At 66.2% G+C, this 17,288-nt stretch carries 16 protein-coding genes and 1 tRNA gene; 13 read left to right on the top strand and 4 right to left on the bottom strand.

Annotation, left to right across the window (positions count from 1 at the left end; genetic code table 11):
* Positions 1-40: 40 nt before the first annotated feature.
* From FB600_RS23420 to FB600_RS23405, 4 genes are all read left to right on the top strand, one after another.
* Positions 41-1,288: an ABC transporter substrate-binding protein gene (locus FB600_RS23420; RefSeq protein ID WP_096749578.1), complete on the top strand. Its 1,248-nt coding sequence runs from the start codon at positions 41-43 to the stop codon at positions 1,286-1,288.
* A 132-nt stretch (positions 1,289-1,420) separates the two neighbouring features.
* Entirely contained in the window at positions 1,421-2,362 is a 942-nt protein-coding gene (locus FB600_RS23415; RefSeq protein WP_013696915.1) for a carbohydrate ABC transporter permease, read from the top strand.
* Positions 2,352-3,209 (top strand): carbohydrate ABC transporter permease, encoded by an 858-nt coding sequence (locus FB600_RS23410; protein WP_013696916.1) that lies wholly within the window; start codon positions 2,352-2,354, stop codon positions 3,207-3,209. Before FB600_RS23415 ends, FB600_RS23410 begins: the two co-directional genes overlap by 11 nt.
* A 109-nt stretch (positions 3,210-3,318) precedes the next feature.
* Entirely contained in the window at positions 3,319-4,437 is a 1,119-nt protein-coding gene (locus FB600_RS23405; protein ID WP_013696917.1) for an ABC transporter ATP-binding protein, read from the top strand.
* 122 nt (positions 4,438-4,559) lie between these two features.
* On the opposite strand, the gene FB600_RS23400 is transcribed toward FB600_RS23405, so the two are convergent.
* Together FB600_RS23400 and trxB are read right to left on the bottom strand one after the other, a co-directional pair.
* Positions 4,560-5,351, bottom strand: a complete 792-nt coding sequence (locus tag FB600_RS23400) for a Smr/MutS family protein (RefSeq protein ID WP_098181254.1) — start codon at positions 5,349-5,351, stop codon at positions 4,560-4,562.
* A gap of 140 nt (positions 5,352-5,491) precedes the next feature.
* Positions 5,492-6,454: a thioredoxin-disulfide reductase gene (gene trxB, locus FB600_RS23395; RefSeq protein ID WP_096749576.1), complete on the bottom strand. Its 963-nt coding sequence runs from the start codon at positions 6,452-6,454 to the stop codon at positions 5,492-5,494.
* A gap of 294 nt (positions 6,455-6,748) precedes the next feature.
* Between trxB and FB600_RS23390 the strand changes: the two genes are divergently transcribed.
* The 5 genes from FB600_RS23390 to FB600_RS23370 all read left to right on the top strand — a co-directional run bounded on the left by FB600_RS23390 (position 6,749) and on the right by FB600_RS23370 (position 12,956).
* Complete coding sequence (locus FB600_RS23390) at positions 6,749-9,061, top strand: DNA translocase FtsK (protein ID WP_181164056.1); 2,313 nt, start codon at positions 6,749-6,751, stop codon at positions 9,059-9,061.
* Between the two features lie 44 nt (positions 9,062-9,105).
* Positions 9,106-9,789, top strand: a complete 684-nt coding sequence (gene lolA / locus FB600_RS23385; RefSeq protein WP_096749575.1) for an outer membrane lipoprotein chaperone LolA — start codon at positions 9,106-9,108, stop codon at positions 9,787-9,789.
* Between the two features lie 216 nt (positions 9,790-10,005).
* Positions 10,006-11,316: a replication-associated recombination protein A gene (locus tag FB600_RS23380; protein WP_145757429.1), complete on the top strand. Its 1,311-nt coding sequence runs from the start codon at positions 10,006-10,008 to the stop codon at positions 11,314-11,316.
* Between the two features lie 87 nt (positions 11,317-11,403).
* Positions 11,404-12,705: a serine--tRNA ligase gene (gene serS / locus FB600_RS23375; protein ID WP_096749573.1), complete on the top strand. Its 1,302-nt coding sequence runs from the start codon at positions 11,404-11,406 to the stop codon at positions 12,703-12,705.
* A 160-nt stretch (positions 12,706-12,865) separates the two neighbouring features.
* Positions 12,866-12,956 (top strand) — tRNA-Ser (locus FB600_RS23370).
* Positions 12,957-13,105: 149 nt separating this feature from the next.
* On the opposite strand, the gene FB600_RS23365 is transcribed toward FB600_RS23370, so the two are convergent.
* Together FB600_RS23365 and FB600_RS23360 are read right to left on the bottom strand one after the other, a co-directional pair.
* The gene (locus tag FB600_RS23365; RefSeq protein WP_096749572.1) at positions 13,106-13,321 is read right to left on the bottom strand and encodes a hypothetical protein; all 216 of its coding nucleotides are present in this window, start codon (positions 13,319-13,321) and stop codon (positions 13,106-13,108) included.
* The gene (locus FB600_RS23360; RefSeq protein ID WP_124076070.1) at positions 13,318-13,734 is read right to left on the bottom strand and encodes a hypothetical protein; all 417 of its coding nucleotides are present in this window, start codon (positions 13,732-13,734) and stop codon (positions 13,318-13,320) included. The genes FB600_RS23365 and FB600_RS23360 overlap by 4 nt, the downstream gene beginning before the upstream one ends.
* Before the next feature lie 570 nt (positions 13,735-14,304).
* Between FB600_RS23360 and FB600_RS23355 the strand changes: the two genes are divergently transcribed.
* From FB600_RS23355 to minE, 4 genes are all read left to right on the top strand, one after another.
* Positions 14,305-14,943: a GNAT family N-acetyltransferase gene (locus tag FB600_RS23355; RefSeq protein WP_227743061.1), complete on the top strand. Its 639-nt coding sequence runs from the start codon at positions 14,305-14,307 to the stop codon at positions 14,941-14,943.
* Between the two features lie 152 nt (positions 14,944-15,095).
* Positions 15,096-15,908, top strand: a complete 813-nt coding sequence (gene minC, locus FB600_RS23350) for a septum site-determining protein MinC (protein WP_096749569.1) — start codon at positions 15,096-15,098, stop codon at positions 15,906-15,908.
* A gap of 62 nt (positions 15,909-15,970) precedes the next feature.
* A complete protein-coding gene (gene minD / locus FB600_RS23345; protein ID WP_013696928.1) occupies positions 15,971-16,786 on the top strand; it encodes a septum site-determining protein MinD in 816 nt (271 codons plus the stop codon).
* 12 nt (positions 16,787-16,798) lie between these two features.
* Positions 16,799-17,053: a cell division topological specificity factor MinE gene (minE, locus tag FB600_RS23340; protein WP_013696929.1), complete on the top strand. Its 255-nt coding sequence runs from the start codon at positions 16,799-16,801 to the stop codon at positions 17,051-17,053.
* Positions 17,054-17,288: the final 235 nt, after the last annotated feature.

Raw genomic sequence — 17,288 nt, 5'->3', positions numbered from 1 at the left:
GCCTCACGAGTCGGTTAATCCAAACTGGAGGAGATGAGTAATGAAAGTTCGCGCGATGATGGGCGCGCTGTGCGCCGCAGGCCTGATGATCGGCGCCGCCGCGGCACAGGCTGCCGAGAACGTCACGGTGCTGCACTGGTGGACCTCGGGCGGTGAATCCAAGGCGGTCGGCGTGCTGAAGGACGACCTGCAGAAGCAAGGTTACGTGTGGAAGGACTTCGCGGTGGCGGGCGGCGCGGGCGCGGCAGCCATGACGGCGCTCAAGACCAAGGTGATCAGCGGCGACGCCCCGTCGGCCGCGCAGATCAAGGGCCCGCTGATCCAGGATTGGGCGGATCAGGGCGTGCTCGTCAACATCGACTCGGCCGCCGGCGACTGGGGCAAGAACCTGCCGCCGGAAATCGACAAGATCATCAAGTACAAGGGCCACTACGTGGCGGCGCCGTTCTCGGTGCACCGCGTGAACTGGCTGTACCTGAACAAGGCCGCGCTCGACAAGGTCGGCGCCAAGGTGCCGACCACCTGGCCGGAATTCTTCGCCCTGGCCGACAAGCTCAAGGCCGCCGGCATTCAGCCGATCGCGATGGGCGGCCAGCCTTGGCAGGACCTGACGCTGTGGGAAGACGTGGTGCTGTCCGAAGGCGCCGACTTCTACAAGAAGGCGCTCGTCAACCTCGACCCGGCCACGCTGGGCTCGCCGAAGATGCTCGACGTGTTCAACACGGTGCGCAAGATCCAGGGTTACTTCGATTCCGGCCGTAACGGCCGCGACTGGAACCTGGCCACGGCGATGGTGATCAACGGCAAGGCCGGCATGCAGTTCATGGGCGACTGGGCCAAGGGCGAGTTCGAGAACGCCGGCAAGAAGTCGGGCAAGGACTACATCTGCGCGCCGGTGCCGGGCACCTCGAACGCCTACACGTTCAACGTCGACTCCTTCGTGTTCTTCCAGCAGAAGGGTTCGGAGAACGCCACGCCGGGTCAGCTCGCGCTGGCCAAGACCATCATGACGCCGGACTTCCAGGAGCAGTTCAGCCTGCTGAAGGGCTCGATCCCGGTGCGCCTGGGCGTGAAGATGGACAAGTTCGACGACTGCGCGAAGAAATCCTACGCGGATGAGCAGACCGCGCTGAAGGCCGGTGGCTACGTGCCCTCGCTGGCCCACGGCATGGCGCAGGGCGATGCCACCGCCGGCGCGATCAGCGACGTCGTGACCAAGTTCATGAATTCGCAGCAGGATCCGAAGGAAGCCGTCGCCGCGCTGGTGAAGGCTGCGAAGGTGAAGTAAAGGCAGCACGGGCGAGGCCTGGCCTCGCCCGTACCGTCGCAAACGGGCCGGCCGCATGCGGCCCGCGCCGTACCCGATGCCGCGCGCCTCGCCCCCAAGGCGGCGGCACCCTCGTTCCAGGAGTCGAATCAAGTGGCTGCCCCTCTCAGCGGAAACGAACCCGGCCGCGCTGACGTCGCCCGCCGCACGTCGCCGCTCTCGGCATTGGCCGATCGCTGGATACCGAAGCTGGTGCTCGCACCCAGCATCGCGATCGCCGTGGTGTTCATCTATGGCTTCATCGTCATCACCGGCTACCTGTCGCTGACCAAGTCGCGACTGCTGCCCAACTACACCTTCGACGGTTTCGGCCGCTACACGGACCTGTTCCAGAACGACGTGTGGTGGACCTCGGCCGCCAACCTCGGCTGGTTCGGGATTCCCTTCATCGTGCTGTGCGTGGTGCTCGGCCTGTTCCTGGCGATCCTGCTGGACCAGCAGATCCGCAACGAAGGCGCGCTGCGCGCGGTGTTCCTGTACCCGATGGCGCTGTCCTTCATCGTCACCGGCACGGCCTGGCAGTGGATCCTGAATCCGGGCCTGGGCCTGGAGAAGGTGCTGCACGACTGGGGCTGGACCAGCTTCTCGTTCAACTGGCTGGACGATCCGGACAAGGCGATCTTCTGCGTGGTGATCGCGGCGGTCTGGCAATCCACCGGCTTCGTGATGGCCCTGTTCCTGGCCGGCCTGCGCGGCGTGGACGGCGAGATCTTCAAGGCGGCCCAGGTGGACGGCGCGACCCTGCCGACCATCTACCGCAAGATCGTGATCCCGAGCATGCGCCCGGTGTTCTTCTCAGTGCTGCTGATCCTCTGCCACATCACGATCAAGACCTTCGACCTGGTGGTCGCGCTGACCGCCGGCGGCCCCGGCACCTCGTCCTCGCTGCCCGCCATGTTCATGTATACCTATTCGTTCAATCGCGGACAGCTCGGCGTCGGCGCGGCCTCGTCGGTGATGATGCTCGCGACCGTGGTCGCGGTGCTGGTGCCGCTGATGTATATGGAATCGAGGAGCACCCGCAATGCAGCCTAAGATGACGATCAGCCGCGCCGTCATTTACGCGGTGCTGATCCTGTTCGCGATTTACTTCCTGTTCCCGCTGTACGTGATGCTGTCGACCTCCTTCAAGGATCTCGACCAGTTGCGTACCGGCAACCTGCTGACGCCGCCCACCAGCTGGACCATCGAGCCCTGGCTCAAGGCCTGGGGCTCGGCCTGTACCGGCGTGCGCTGCGACGGCATGAAGCCGTTCTTCTTCAACTCGCTGAAGATGGTGATCCCGGCCGTGCTGATCTCCTCGCTGATCGGCGCGTTCAACGGCTACGTGCTCACGCACTGGCGCTTTCGCGGCGCCGACGCGCTGTTCACGCTGCTGCTGGTGGGCTGCTTCATCCCGTTCCAGGTGATCCTGCTGCCGATGGCGCGCGTCGAGGGCTACTTCGGCCTGGCCAACACCACCGCCGGCCTGGTGCTGGTGCACGTGGTCTACGGCATCGCCTTCACCACCATGTTCTTCCGCAACTTCTACGTGAGCGTGCCGGCGGAACTGGTGAAGGCCGCGCGGATCGACGGCGCCGGCTTCTTCACGATCTTCACGCGGATCCTGATGCCGGTCTCGCTGCCGATCTTCATGGTCTGCCTGATCTGGCAGTTCACCCAGATCTGGAACGACTTCCTGTTCGGCATCGTGTTCTCGGGCGTCGATTCGATGCCGATCACGGTGGCCCTGAACAACCTCGTGAACACGTCGACGGGCGTGAAGGAATACAACGTCGACATGGCGGGCGCGATCATCGCCGCGCTGCCCACGCTGCTGGTCTACGTGGTCGCCGGCCGCTACTTCGTGCGCGGCCTCACGGCGGGCGCGGTGAAGGGCTGATCCGCGGCCAGTATTCCTGAACGAACCGGCCGCGCGGGCACATCGTCCCGCGCGGCGAGCAGAACCGACGCGGCGCGAGACGCCGCACCTGAGACAGAGGATTCACAGCATGGCAAGCCTTTCCATCCGTGACGTGTACAAGACCTATCCGAACGGGGTGCCGGTCCTGAAGGGCGTCGACATCGACATCGAGGACGGCCAGTTCCTGATCCTGGTCGGCGGTTCGGGCTGCGGGAAGTCGACGCTGCTCAACATGATCGCCGGCCTGGAGACCGTCACCAAGGGCGAGATCCGCATCGGCGGCAAGGTCGTCAACGATCTCTCGCCGAAGGATCGCGACATCGCGATGGTGTTCCAGTCGTACGCGCTCTACCCGTCGATGACGGTCAAGGAGAACATCTCCTTCGGCCTGAACATCCGCAAGGTGCCCAAGAACGAGCAGAAGCAGATCGTCGATCGCGTCGCCGCGATGCTGCAGATCGAGCACCTGCTCGACCGCAAGCCGGGCCAGCTCTCGGGCGGCCAGCGCCAGCGCGTGGCGATGGGCCGGGCGCTCGCGCGCGATCCCTCGCTGTTCCTGTTCGACGAGCCGCTCTCGAACCTCGACGCCAAGCTGCGTATCGAGATGCGCGCCGAGATCAAGCTGCTGCACCAGCGCCTGGGCACCACCATCGTCTACGTGACGCACGACCAGATCGAGGCGATGACGCTGGGCGACCGCATCGCGGTGATGAAGGACGGCGTGGTCCAGCAGTTTGGCGCGCCGCAGGACATCTACGATTCGCCCTCGAACCTGTTCGTGGCGGGCTTCATCGGCGCGCCGCCGATGAACTTCATCAATGGCCGGGTCGTGGAGCAGGGCAGCGGCGTGGGCCTGGAGATCGATACCGGCGCTTCGCGCGGCGTGCTGAACCTGCCTTTCGAGCGCTCGAAGATGAACGGCCACGTGGGCCGCGAGGTGATCCTGGGCCTGCGCCCGGAGCGCATCACCGACGCGCGCAATGCCCATGACGGCCAGGCTTCCTCGCTGCAGCCGATCGACGTGGTGGTGGACGTCACCGAGCCCACCGGCCCGGATACGCACGTGTTCGCCCAGGTCAACGGCAAGCGCATCGTGAGCCGCGTGCACCCGGCTGCGAATCCGCAGCCGAAGCAGCAGCTCAAGCTGCTGTTCGACGTCTCGAAGGCGGTGGTGTTCGATCCGTCGACGGAAGCGCGGATCGCCTGAGCCTGACGCGGCGAAGGCCGTAGCGACAAAAAAAACGGGCCGCCCTTGGGCGGCCCGTTTCGCATGGGCGGCGCGGCGCGGTGCTCGACGCCGCCGCCGCGCCATCGATTCTCGACGCGGCGTCAGCGCGCCTCGCGCGGCGTGCCGCGATCGCTCTCGTTGAGCAGGCCCAGCATCGAGGTCGGCTGCAGCAGCACCAGCACCGCGCCGGCGCCGCCGTCGTTGCCGCGCGCCTCGCAGAAGGCGATCACTTCCTCCTTCTGCACCAGCCAGGCCCGCACCTTGCCCTTGAGCACCGGCTCCTTGCCGACCGAGCCGAGCCCCTTGCCGTGGATCACGCGCAGGCAGCGCAACCCCTTCTTGCCGGCCTCGCGGATGAACACGGCGAGCGCCTCGCGCGCCTCGTCGCGGCGCATGCCGTGCAGGTCCAGCTGGGCCTGCACGATCCAGGCGCCGCTGCGCAGCTTGCGCACCACCTCGCGGCTGATGCCGGGGCGGTGGTAATAGAGGCTTTCGTCGGAGTCGAGCAGCGTCTCGGGATCGAATTCGTCGGACAGCGTCTCGCTGAGCACCGCTTCCTCGTCGAGCCGGGTCTGCTTGGGCACCGGCTGCGGCGGCTCGCGGCGGGCAGGCACGCGCGGCGGCGCGGCCAGCGGCGTGATCGCGCCGATCTCGTTGCGGAACAGGTTGGCGTTGAGTTCGGCCTCGCGCGTCTCGCGCGCGACCTGCACCTGCTGCCTGGCGCGCCGCTCGGCCTCGCCCTTGAGCGAATCGCGCAGCGCGCCGAGGCCGGCCAGGCCGCCCTGGAGGGCGCCGGGCTCGGGCTTCGGCACGATCGGCTCGGCCGGTTTGGCCGCGGGGGCGGCGGCGCGGCGCTTGGCCGGGTCGCTCGGATGGGGCTGGTTCTTCGCCATGATGGTCTACGGATCGAAGGTGGGGCGGGAATGAAAAAGGCCGCTGCGCCAGCAGCGGCCTTCGGAAGGCGGGGCAGGCTGCGGCGGCGCGTGGCGACGCTATTGTAACGTCGCCGCGCGCGGCCCGGCCGGCCGACGTCTCACTTCGCGTCGTGCAGGCTTTCCAGGTAGCGCTGCGCGTCGAGCGCGGCCATGCAGCCCGTGCCGGCGCTGGTGATCGCCTGGCGGTAGATGTGGTCCTGCACGTCGCCGGCCGCGAACACGCCCGGGATGTTGGTGGCCGTGGCATTGCCGGCCAGGCCGCTCTTGGTGACGATGTAGCCGTCCTTCATCTCGAGCTGGCCCTGGAACAGGTCCGTGTTCGGCTTGTGGCCGATCGCCACGAACACGCCCTGCAGCGTGAGCTGCTCGGTCTCGCCGGTGCCGGTGTGCTTGATCTTCACGCCGGTGACGCCCGAGTCGTCGCCGGTCACTTCGTCGAGCACGTGGTTCCACTTGATCTCGACCTTGCCTTCCTTTTCCTTCTCCAGCAGGCGGTCGATCAGGATCGGCTCGGCGCGGAACTTGTCGCGGCGGTGGATCACGGTCACTTTCTTGGCGATGCCGGTCAGGTAGAGCGCTTCCTCGACCGCGGTGTTGCCGCCGCCGACCACCGCCACTTCCTGGTTGCGGTAGAAGAAGCCGTCGCAGGTCGCGCAGGCCGACACGCCCTTGCCCATGAAGGCTTCTTCCGAGGCCAGGCCGAGATACTGGGCCGAGGCGCCGGTCGAGATGATCAGCGAGTCGCAGGTGTATTCGCCCGAATCGCCGATCAGGCGGATTGGCTTTTCCTCCAGCTTGGCCGTGTGGATGTGATCGAACACGATTTCCGTGTTGAAGCGCTCGGCGTGCTCCAGGAAGCGCTGCATCAGTTCCGGGCCCTGCACGCCGTTCGGGTCCGCCGGCCAGTTCTCGACGTCGGTCGTGGTCATCAGCTGGCCGCCCTGTGCCAGGCCGGTGATCAGCAGGGGCGACAGGTTGGCGCGGGCGGCATAGACGGCCGCGGTATAACCGGCGGGGCCGGAACCGAGAATCAGGACTTTCGCGTGTTTGGACGTGGACATGTGCAGGATCCGTTAAAAGCGGCCGGGCGCCCGGACGACGTGGCGCTCGGCAAGGCGGCATGCCGGCCCGGCCGCGCCTTGCGCGCCGGGGACGATGCCATAGATGGGTACCAGACGCGCATTATAAAGGGGCGTTTGCTGCACTGCCGAACCGGCGTTTTTATCGCGCCGATAGCATGCCTCGATCGGCGGGTTACCGTCATTTACACTTGCCCGGTCGCGGCTGCGTTTACAATAATCGCGATCGAACGATCGGCGGCCGGCCCGGCGTGGCCGCCTCTTCTACACGGATTCATGGCAAAAGCTCCCTTTACGGCTCAGGCGCAGGCGCTACCGCATCGTATGTCGCGGCTGTTCGTCGAGATTCGCTGGATTGTGCAGGTCGCGGTGTTCGCGTTCCTGCTGATGGCGCTGCTGAGCTACAGCCGTCGCGACCCGAGCTGGACGCATGCGGTCCAGATCGACCACATCTCGAACTGGGCCGGGCGCGTCGGCGCCTGGACGGCCGACATCCTGCTGCTGCTGTTCGGCATTTCCGCCTATTGGCTGGTGGTGCTGCTGGCGCGCCGGGTGGCCGCCAACTACCGCCGCATCACGCGCCACGAGGCGCTCGACGAGGAACCGCCGGCCCGCCCGATCGGCTGGCTGGCCGAGGGCTTTGCCTTCGTGCTGGTGATGCTCGCCAGCGACGGCATCGAGGCGCTGCGCATGTGGTCGCTGAAGGTGCCGCTGCCGCGCGCGCCGGGCGGCGTGGTCGGCGAGATGGTCGCGCGCGGCGTCTCGCACGCGCTCGGCTTCACGGGCGGCACCCTGTTCCTGCTGATCGCGCTCGCGATCGGCCTTTCCCTGTATTTCCGCTTCTCCTGGCTGTCGGTCTGCGAGCGCGTGGGCGACGCGATCATCAACGCCTTCACGCTGGCCAAGCTGCGCCGCGAGGCCGAGCGCGACCGCAAGCTCGGCGAGGCCGCCGCGGTGCGTCGCGAGGGCAAGGTCGAGGAGGAGCGGGTGCGCATCGAGGAGCACGAGCCGGTCACCATCGTGCCGCCGATCGTCACGCCGGCCAAGTCCGAGCGCGTCGAGCGCGAGCGCCAGGTGCCGCTGTTCACCGACCTGCCGGGCGACTCCACCCTGCCGGCGATCTCCCTGCTCGATGCCGCCACCCAGTCCCAGGAGGCGATCCCCGCCGACACGCTGGAATTCACCTCGCGCCTGATCGAGAAGAAGCTCAAGGACTTCGGCGTCGAGGTCGGCGTGGTGGCCGCCTATCCGGGCCCGGTGGTGACGCGCTACGAGATCGAGCCGGCCACCGGCGTGAAGGGCAGCCAGATCGTCGGGCTCGCCAAGGACCTGGCACGCTCGCTGTCGCTGGTGTCGATCCGCGTGGTCGAGACGATTCCCGGCAAGAACTACATGGCGCTGGAGCTGCCGAACCCGCGCCGCCAGACCGTGCGCCTGTCCGAGATCCTCGGCTCCGAGGTCTATGCCGCCGCGTCCTCGGCGCTCACCATGGGCCTGGGCAAGGACATCGGCGGCAAGCCGGTATGCGCCGACCTCGCCAAGATGCCCCACCTGCTGGTGGCCGGCACCACCGGCTCGGGCAAGTCGGTGGGGATCAACGCGATGATCCTCTCGCTGCTCTACAAGGCCACCGCCGATCAGGTCCGGCTGATCCTGATCGACCCGAAGATGCTGGAAATGAGCGTCTACGAAGGCATTCCGCACCTGCTCTGCCCGGTCGTCACCGACATGCGCCAGGCCGGCAACGCGCTGAACTGGACCGTCGCCGAGATGGAGCGCCGCTACAAGCTGATGAGCAAGCTCGGCGTGCGCAACCTGGGCGGCTACAACAACAAGATCGACGAGGCGACCAAGCGCGAGGAGAAGATCCCGAACCCGTTCAGCCTGACGCCCGAGGATCCCGAGCCGCTTGGCCGCCTGCCCAATATCGTGGTGGTGATCGACGAGCTGGCCGACCTGATGATGGTGGTCGGCAAGAAGGTCGAGGAACTGATCGCGCGCATCGCGCAGAAGGCGCGCGCGGCCGGCATCCACCTGATCCTCGCCACCCAGCGCCCCTCGGTGGACGTGATCACCGGCCTGATCAAGGCCAACGTGCCGACCCGCATGGCCTTCCAGGTTTCCTCGAAGATCGATTCGCGCACGATTCTCGACCAGATGGGCGCCGAATCGCTGCTCGGCATGGGCGACATGCTCTACCTGCCGCCCGGCAGCGGCCTGCCGGTGCGCGTGCACGGCGCCTTCGTGTCCGACGACGAGGTGCACCGCGTGGTCGAGAAGCTCAAGGAGCACGGCGAGCCGAACTACATCGAGGGCCTGCTCGAGGGTGGCGTGGCCGACGGCGAGGAAGGTTCGGCCGGCGCGGGAACCGGCGAGGGCGGCGGCGAGTCCGATCCCCTTTACGACCAGGCCGTCGAGGTCGTCGTCAAGAACCGCCGCGCCTCGATCTCGCTGGTGCAGCGCCATCTGCGCATCGGCTACAACCGCGCGGCGCGATTGCTCGAACAGATGGAGCAATCGGGGCTCGTGTCGGCCATGTCGTCCAACGGCAATCGCGAAATCCTGGTGCCGGCCCGCGACGCGGAATGACGCCGCGTCGGCGCCGGCCCGCCAATCAGGGAGAAACCCACCTCATGCAAGCATTCTCGTTCGTGCAGTTCCCCGCGGTTCGCCGCTTCGTCGCGGCGCTGGCCGGCGCCTCGCTGATGGCGGTCGCCTCGCAGGCCTTCGCGGGCGGCACCGACCAGCTCAAGGCCTTCATCGCCCAGGTCAAGACCGCCAAGGGCGGCTTCACCCAGCAGATCGTCAAGGCCCCTTCCAAGGGGGCGAGCGGCGCGATGCCGACCGTCAAGCCGACCGACAATTCCAGCGGCACCTTCGTGTTCTCGCGCCCCGGCCGGTTCGTCTGGTCCTACGAGAAGCCCTACCAGCAACTGCTGCAGGCCGACGGCGACACGCTCTACGTCTACGACAAGGACCTGAACCAGGTCACCGAGCGCAAGCTCTCGGGCGCGCTCGGCGCGAGCCCGGCCGCGATCCTGTTCGGCAGCAACGACATCGAGAAGAACTACACGCTGCACGATGCCGGCGAGAAGGGCGGCATCGACTGGGTCGAGATGCAGCCGAAGTCGCAGGACACGCAGTTCCAGCGCATCGGCATCGGCTTCAAGGGCGGCACGCTGGCGGCGATGGAACTGCACGACGTGTTCGGCAACGTCACCCTGCTGACCTTCACCAATATGCAGACGAATCCCGCGCTGCCGGCCGATACCTTCCGTTTCGCGGTGCCCAAGGGCGCCGACGTGATCAAGGGCTGAGCGCCGCGCGCGGTGCCGGGACGGGCCTGCCAGCGATGGCAGGCCCGTTTCGTTTCGAGGCACCCGGCGGCGCGGCGCGAGGCGCCGGGCGCGCCGATGTCGCGGCGAGTCGCCATCCTGTCCGATCGGCCGGGGGCGGGCGGCGCGCCCGGCTGTCATAATGTCCGGCTCGCGCGGCGATGGACGCCGCGCCGGTCATTGCAGGAGTCGAGGTCCATGTCCGACCTGTTTGAAATCGAACCGCGCCGCCCGCTCGCGGAGGCGCTGCGCCCGAAGACGCTCGACGAGGTGATCGGCCAGACGCACCTGCTCGGCGAGGGCAAGCCGCTGCGGCTCGCGTTCGAGTCGGGCCGGCCGCATTCGATGATCCTCTGGGGTCCGCCGGGCGTCGGCAAGACCACGCTCGCGCGGCTCACCGCGAATGCCTTCGATTGCGAGTTCATCGCGCTGTCGGCCGTGCTCGGCGGCGTGAAGGACATCCGCGAGGCGATGGAGCAGGCCAAGGACACGCTGCATCGCAACGGCCGGCACACGATCCTGTTCGTCGACGAGATCCATCGCTTCAACAAGGGCCAGCAGGATGCGCTGCTGCCCTTCGTCGAATCGGGGCTGGTCACCTTCATCGGCGCGACCACCGAGAACCCGAGTTTCGAGGTCAACTCGGCGCTGCTGTCGCGGGCCCAGGTCTATGTGCTGAAGTCGCTCGACGACGCGGAGATGCGCCAGTTGCTGGCGCGCGCGCAGCAGATCGCGCTCGACGGGCTCACGTTCGAGGACAAGGCCGTCGATACGCTGATCGGCTACGCCGACGGCGACGCGCGGCGCTTCCTGAACCTGCTGGAGCAGGCGCAGACGGCGGCGTTGTCGGCGCGCACCAACCGGATCGACGCCGATTTCGTCTCGAACGCGATGACGCTGAACGCGCGCCGCTTCGACAAGGGCGGCGACAACTTCTACGACCAGATCTCGGCGCTGCACAAGTCGGTGCGCGGCTCGAATCCGGACGCGGCGCTGTACTGGTTCTGCCGCATGCTCGACGGCGGCGCCGATCCCAAGTACCTGTCGCGGCGCATCGTGCGAATGGCCTGGGAGGACATCGGCCTGGCCGATCCGCGCGCGATGCAGATGGCCAACGACGCGGCCGCCACCTTCGAGCGGCTGGGCTCGCCCGAGGGCGAGCTGGCGCTCGGCCAGGCCGTGATCTACCTGGCCTGCGCGGCCAAGAGCAATGCCGGCTACAACGCCTTCAACGCCGCCATGGCCTTCGTGCGGCAGGACAAGTCGCGCGAGGTGCCGGTCCATCTGCGCAACGCGCCGACCAAGCTGATGAAGGAGCTCGGCTACGGCCACGAGTATCGCTACGCGCACGACGAGCCGAACGCCTACGCGGCCGGCGAGAGCTACCTGCCCGATGGCATGCGCGAGCCGCGCTGGTACCAGCCGGTGCCGCGCGGGCTCGAAACCAGGATCGCCGAGAAGCTGAACTGGCTGCGCGAGCTCGATCGCGAGGCCGGCAAGCCCGAATAAGTCGCGTGATGCGCGGCGGGGCCGCCGGGCTGCCACCGCCGTGCGTTAGAATCCGCGTTTCACACAACGATTTTTCCAAGTCCTCCCATGCTCGACATCCAGTTGCTGCGCAAAGACCTCGACGGCGTCGCCAAGCGCCTCGCCGATCGCGGCTACACCCTCGACGTCGCCAGGTTCTCCTCGCTCGAGGCGGATCGCCGCGCGATCCAGACCCGCACCGAAGAACTGCAGGCGCGCCGCAACAGCCTGTCGAAGCAGATCGGCGCGATGAAGGGGCGGGGCGAGGACACCTCGGCCGTGATGGCCGAGGTCGGCGGGATCGGCGACGAGATGAAGAGTTCGGCCGCCAGGCTCGACGAGATCCAGGGCGCGATGCAGGCGCTGCTGCTCGAGATGCCGAACCTGGCGCACGAGAGCGTGCCGGTCGGCAAGGACGAGGCCGGCAATGTCGAGGCGCGTCGCTGGGGCACGCCGCGCAGCTTCGATTTCGAGGTGCGCGACCACGTCGACGTCGGCACGCCGCTCGGCCTCGATTTCGAGACCGGGGCGAAGCTTTCGGGTGCGCGCTTCACCATGCTGCGCGGCCCGATCGCGCGCCTGCACCGGGCGCTGGCGCAATTCATGATCGACACGCACACGCTGCAGCACGGTTATACGGAAACCTATTCGCCGTACATCGTGAACCCGGAAATCCTCTACGGCACCGGGCAGTTGCCGAAGTTCGCCGACGACATGTTCCGCGTCGAGAAGGGCGGCGAGGAAAACACCGTCACGCAATACCTGATCTCGACCTCCGAGATCACGCTGACCAACACGGTGCGCGATTCGATCGTCGACGCCGCGGCGCTGCCGATCAAGCTGACCGCGCATTCGCCGTGCTTCCGTTCCGAAGCGGGCTCGTATGGGCGCGACACGCGCGGCATGATCCGCCAGCACCAGTTCGACAAGGTCGAGATGGTGCAGATCGCGGCGCCGGACGCATCCTACGCGGCGCTCGACGAGATGGTCGGGCACGCCGAGGCGATCCTGCAGAAGCTCGAACTGCCCTACCGCGTGATCACGCTGTGCACCGGCGACATGGGCTTCTCGGCCGCCAAGACCTTCGACCTGGAAGTCTGGCTGCCGGCGCAGAACACCTATCGCGAGATCTCGAGCTGCTCGAACACCGAGTCGTTCCAGGCGCGCCGCATGCAGGCGCGTTTCCGCAACGCGCAAGGCAAGCCCGAACTCGTGCACACGCTGAACGGCTCGGGCCTCGCGGTCGGACGCACGCTGGTGGCCGTGCTCGAGAACTACCAGAACGCCGATGGTTCGGTGACGGTGCCCGTCGTGCTCCGTCCGTACCTGGGTGGCCTGGAGAAGATCGAGCTGCCGGGCTCGGCGGCCTGAGGTCGCGAATCGGATGCCGCTGCGTGAGGAAATCGCGCGCGGCATCCTCGTCAGTCCGGTCGAGAATTTTTTTGCGAAAAGGGCTTGGAAAGACAGAAAGAGTTGTTCTATAATCTTTGCTTCGCCGGGACGAGACCTACAGAACGGCGGGGCAGTAGAAGGAAAGGTGGCAGAGAGGTCGAATGCGCCGGACTCGAAATCCGGTGTACGGTTATACCGTACCGTGGGTTCGAATCCCACCCTTTCCGCCAGAATGCAAACCCCTCGAAGCTGAAAAGCTCGAGGGGTTTTTTATTTGCCGCGCGGGTTTCTCCGGCCGGCGCGCGAGTCGCGATTCGTTCCCTCCGCGGAAATCGAAAAACTAAAGAAGCCCGGGGAGATGACGCCGGATGTTTGAGATCTAGGCCTTGGGCCCCTTGTCGCGTGATTTTGGTTCGACACCGAGCTCGCGCAACTTTTTTCTCAACCGCATGTTTTCCGCGAACAACGCGGCCAACGCAATCAGCGTCAGCACTGGAAACACCCATTCTCCGCCGACGCGAAAAACGGCCCACGCGGCGACCAGCAACGCGAGGGCGGCGACGAGCAGCGCAATGCGATCGAACAACCAGTTCATGCCGTCCTCGCCTTGCGCTGGCGCATACGAAAGCTGTAGGCATGTCGCGCAGGTCCGTCGATCAGTACTTCAGGATTGCTCCGCATGAAAGCAAGGATAGATGCAGGTACTGCAACGCGTGTGTTGCTCGACCAACTCCGGACCACCGCTGGTACCGCCGTACTGTTCCTGCAAGACAATGACGCGTCGGCGGCAATGATCAGGCTTCCGATCACCGCGCCGACATAGCCGGCTGCCAAGATAGAGCCAGCGACCATCAGTGCCTCGAGTCCCGTCGTCGCGCCAACCAGTTCGGCGACAGTTGCGTCGGCACCGATCGTCTTGATGGCGCCCAGCATGGTAGATGCCGTGCCAATCGCCGTCTGGAGTGTCACGAAAAGGCCATTCGGCACAGGCATGTTCAATGCAACCATGTTTTACTCAAACGCCTTTGAGAATGTCGTGCAGGCCAATCAAGTCACCCTGTTGAAGGGGCGTCGCAATGCTAGCAACTTCGATCACGTCGACCTGTTAGGGGCCATGTGATGGGCGATGCCGGTATGTCGTCGGTGTCGTGAGCCTGTTTGTCCCTTTGTGCAACGACGCGCTCAACGTCGGGCGTCCGTCGTCCAACTGGATCGGCTCATCGATTGCAACAGGTCGGATTGAGGTTTTTGTCGAGGCTGCAGTTTGCATTCTCCGCAGCCTCTTTTCAGGTGACCGGTTGACGCGTCATCGACCATTGGCATGACGCCGGAAATCGGATGGAGATGTGCGAAGGCAGACACTGGCCAGTCGACATCCGCCCGATCACGCTGCTGAACTAACGAGGCATGGCTCGTCGACAACAGGTGACTTTCCAGTCTCGATTGTTGCGTTGCGGTATTTCGCGTGGTGAATCCTTTTGAACCCCCATCGTGACTACCGATTCACACTCGGAAATCCCTGATCGAAAAGCCATTCTCCATCCCTGTAACGTGCTGAAATCCAGTGTGCGCCGCAGCATGTTTTTTCATCGCCCGTATCTCGATTTCAGGCTTTTCCGATTCGCTCCAGCGTTTGAAAATAACGATTTGACTCATACCCCGCTTTCGGTTGAAGCTAATAGCTTGCTGTCCGAAGGATGTCCCCGCATGAGTTCGACTTTGACCGTCCGCCGTATCGCCGCCGACCAGGGCAGCGTGTATCGAGAGCTGCGCGCTGCGTCGCTGCGCGAGCCCTATGCGCCCGGCGAAGCGCCCGAGGCGGAGCTGTCCGTCGACGCCGACGCGGCCGATGCGATTGCCGCGCAGCGCGCGAGTTCCGATCAGTCCACCACCTTCCTGCTCTATACCGAAGGCCATCCCGCCGGCATGATCGGCGCCTATCTCGACAACACGCCCGAGCGGCGCGCCTTCGTCAGCGAGCTGTGGGTCGCGCACGCGGTGCGGCACCTGCGCGGCGGCGTGCTGCTGGTCAACACCGCGCGCGACTGGCTGGCCGGGCAGGGCGCCACCGAGATCTACGCATGGATCGCCGAGCAGAACCGCAACGCGATCCGCTTCTACGAGCACATGGGCTTCACCAATCTCGGCGAGCATGCGCCGATCGCCCGCGTGCCGGGCGCGATGAAGTCGCTATTCGTCTGGCGTTTCGGTGCCTGAGCCCGCCGCCGCGCACCGATTCCCGCCTCGCTTTTCCGATTGCCGCCCCGGTCTTTCCCAAAACGCCCATCGCGCCTGCCCGGGCGCCGTGAAAATGATGGCCGCCCGCCCGGACGCCTGTAAAATACGCAAAAATTTTTTGCAGGACGTCCATGTCGCTTAAAAAATCGCCATTCTTCGAGCTTCGCAGCGGCTCGGTCGATTCCTTGCTGTTCGTTGTCAAGACGGCCGATCTCGATGTCCTGCGGGCCGAGCTGGTCAAGCGTTTCGAGGCGACGCCGGAATTCTTCGCCGACGACGTGGTGGCGATCGACGTGCGGCGCCTGGCCGAGGACGAGCGTGTCTCGCTCGACGAACTCCGAGCCATGCTGAACGATGTGCGGATGCGTCCGATCGGTGTGGTCGCGCAGCCGGAGCAGCAGGGCTGGGCCGCCGCGGGCGGGCTGCCGCTGCTGGAGGCGCGCGATCGCCGGGCACCGACCGCCAAGCCGGCGCAGGACGAAGCGCCGGCGGCCGAGGCCTCGGCGGCACCGGCCGCCGGCGTGGCCGAGTTGGCGGCCGTCGCGGCGGAGCAGGCTGGCGCGGCTTCAGGGGCGGTGGGCGCTTCGGCCGCGGCCTCGGGCAGCGCGCCGCAGACGCTGGTGATCGACCGGCCGCTGCGCTCGGGCCAGCAGATCTACGCGAAGGGCGACCTGGTGGTGCTCGCGCCGGTCAGCAACGGCGCCGAGGTGATCGCCGAGGGCAACATCCACGTCTATGCGCCGCTGCGCGGCCGCGCGCTGGCCGGCGTGCTCGGCAATCACGATGCGCGCATCTTCTGTACGTGCCTGGAGCCGGAACTCATTTCGATTGCCGGTATCTATCGAACCACGGAGAACCCGTTGCCGGCCGAGGTGGTCGGCAAATCGGTGCAGATCCGGCTCGAGGACGAAAAACTGATGATCGAGCCGTTGCGGCTGACCTGAGCGCGAGCGCGCGACGCGGCAACGGATCGATCGGACCTCATTGACGAACACAGGGTAGGGTAATGGCAAAAATCATCGTGGTGACTTCGGGCAAGGGCGGTGTCGGCAAGACGACGACGAGCGCGAGCTTCGCCTCCGGGCTCGCGCTGCGCGGCCACAAGACGGCCGTGATCGACTTCGACGTCGGCCTGCGCAATCTCGATCTCATCATGGGCTGCGAGCGCCGCGTGGTGTACGACCTGGTCAACGTGATCCAGGGCGAGGCGAACCTGAACCAAGCGCTGATCAAGGACAAGAAGTGCGAGAACCTGTTCATCCTGCCGGCCTCGCAGACGCGCGACAAGGATGCGCTCACGCGTGAGGGCGTCGAGAAGGTCATCAACGACCTGATCGCGATGGACTTCGCCTACATCGTCTGCGATTCGCCGGCCGGCATCGAGTCGGGCGCGCTGCACGCGATGTACTTCGCCGACGAGGCGGTGGTGGTGACCAACCCGGAAGTGTCCTCGGTGCGCGATTCGGACCGCATCCTCGGCATCCTCGCCTCGAAGACCAAGCGCGCGGCCGACGGCGGCGACCCGATCAAGGAGCACCTGCTGATCACGCGCTACAACCCGAAGCGCGTCAGCGAGGGCGAGATGCTCTCGCTGGAGGACATCGGCGAGATCCTGCGCATCAAGCTGATCGGCGTGATCCCGGAATCGGAGGCGGTGCTGCATGCCTCCAACCAGGGCCTGCCGGCGGTGCATCTCGACGGCACCGACGTCGCCGAGGCCTACAAGGACGTGGTGTCGCGCTTCCTCGGCGAGGAAAAGACGATGCGTTTCGTCGACTACTCGAAGCCGGGCCTGCTGCAACGCCTGTTCGGCAGCAAGTAAGGGGGGCGCATCATGTCGATCCTGTCTTTCCTCCTCGGGGAGAAGAAGAAGTCCGCCGCCGTCGCGAAAGAGCGCCTGCAACTGATCATCGCGCACGAGCGCATCGGCGGCCGCCCGCCGGCGGACTACCTGCCGGCGCTGCAGAAAGAACTGCTCGACGTCATCTCGAAGTACGTCAAGATCTCGAACGACGATATCCGCGTCAGTCTCGAGCGTCAGGACGACCTCGAGGTGCTCGAGGTCAAGATCGAGATCCCGCAGGCCTGAGCGCGATCCGGGCGCGCCGCGCGATGCGGCGCGCCGCCCGCCGCCCGCCGCCGTTCCCGGCTCCTCCCGCCGTTTCCCCAAGTCCTTCCAGCGCTCCATCGGACGCGTCGCGCCGAGGGTGGCTTTCATTCGGATTGCCGCTCTTACCAGCTGTTGCACTTTGACCCCCGCCGTAATACGGCCGCTGTAGGCGGCCGACCAGGCTCGCGCATTGAACCGGTACGCACTGAACGCG

Origin of the sequence: Burkholderia sp. SJZ089 (genome assembly GCF_007828315.1) — a bacterium.
Classification (GTDB): Bacteria; Pseudomonadota; Gammaproteobacteria; order Burkholderiales; family Burkholderiaceae; genus Burkholderia; species Burkholderia gladioli.
This window is presented reverse-complemented; position numbering and strand designations above follow the sequence as displayed.

Bases quoted from the DNA above. Each gene is read 5' to 3' on its own strand.
- FB600_RS23420 (WP_096749578.1), top strand. From the start codon at position 41: ATGAAAGTTCGCGCGATGATGGGCGCGCTGTGCGCCGCAGGCCTGATG.
- FB600_RS23410 (WP_013696916.1), top strand. From the start codon at position 2,352: ATGCAGCCTAAGATGACGATCAGCCGCGCCGTCATTTACGCGGTGCTG.
- FB600_RS23405 (WP_013696917.1), top strand. From the start codon at position 3,319: ATGGCAAGCCTTTCCATCCGTGACGTGTACAAGACCTATCCGAACGGG.
- FB600_RS23400 (WP_098181254.1), bottom strand. From the start codon at position 5,351: ATGGCGAAGAACCAGCCCCATCCGAGCGACCCGGCCAAGCGCCGCGCC.
- trxB (WP_096749576.1), bottom strand. From the start codon at position 6,454: ATGTCCACGTCCAAACACGCGAAAGTCCTGATTCTCGGTTCCGGCCCC.
- FB600_RS23390 (WP_181164056.1), top strand. From the start codon at position 6,749: ATGGCAAAAGCTCCCTTTACGGCTCAGGCGCAGGCGCTACCGCATCGT.
- lolA (WP_096749575.1), top strand. From the start codon at position 9,106: ATGCAAGCATTCTCGTTCGTGCAGTTCCCCGCGGTTCGCCGCTTCGTC.
- FB600_RS23380 (WP_145757429.1), top strand. From the start codon at position 10,006: ATGTCCGACCTGTTTGAAATCGAACCGCGCCGCCCGCTCGCGGAGGCG.
- serS (WP_096749573.1), top strand. From the start codon at position 11,404: ATGCTCGACATCCAGTTGCTGCGCAAAGACCTCGACGGCGTCGCCAAG.
- FB600_RS23365 (WP_096749572.1), bottom strand. From the start codon at position 13,321: ATGAACTGGTTGTTCGATCGCATTGCGCTGCTCGTCGCCGCCCTCGCG.
- FB600_RS23360 (WP_124076070.1), bottom strand. From the start codon at position 13,734: ATGGTTGCATTGAACATGCCTGTGCCGAATGGCCTTTTCGTGACACTC.
- FB600_RS23355 (WP_227743061.1), top strand. From the start codon at position 14,305: ATGTTTTTTCATCGCCCGTATCTCGATTTCAGGCTTTTCCGATTCGCT.
- minC (WP_096749569.1), top strand. From the start codon at position 15,096: ATGTCGCTTAAAAAATCGCCATTCTTCGAGCTTCGCAGCGGCTCGGTC.
- minD (WP_013696928.1), top strand. From the start codon at position 15,971: ATGGCAAAAATCATCGTGGTGACTTCGGGCAAGGGCGGTGTCGGCAAG.
- minE (WP_013696929.1), top strand. From the start codon at position 16,799: ATGTCGATCCTGTCTTTCCTCCTCGGGGAGAAGAAGAAGTCCGCCGCC.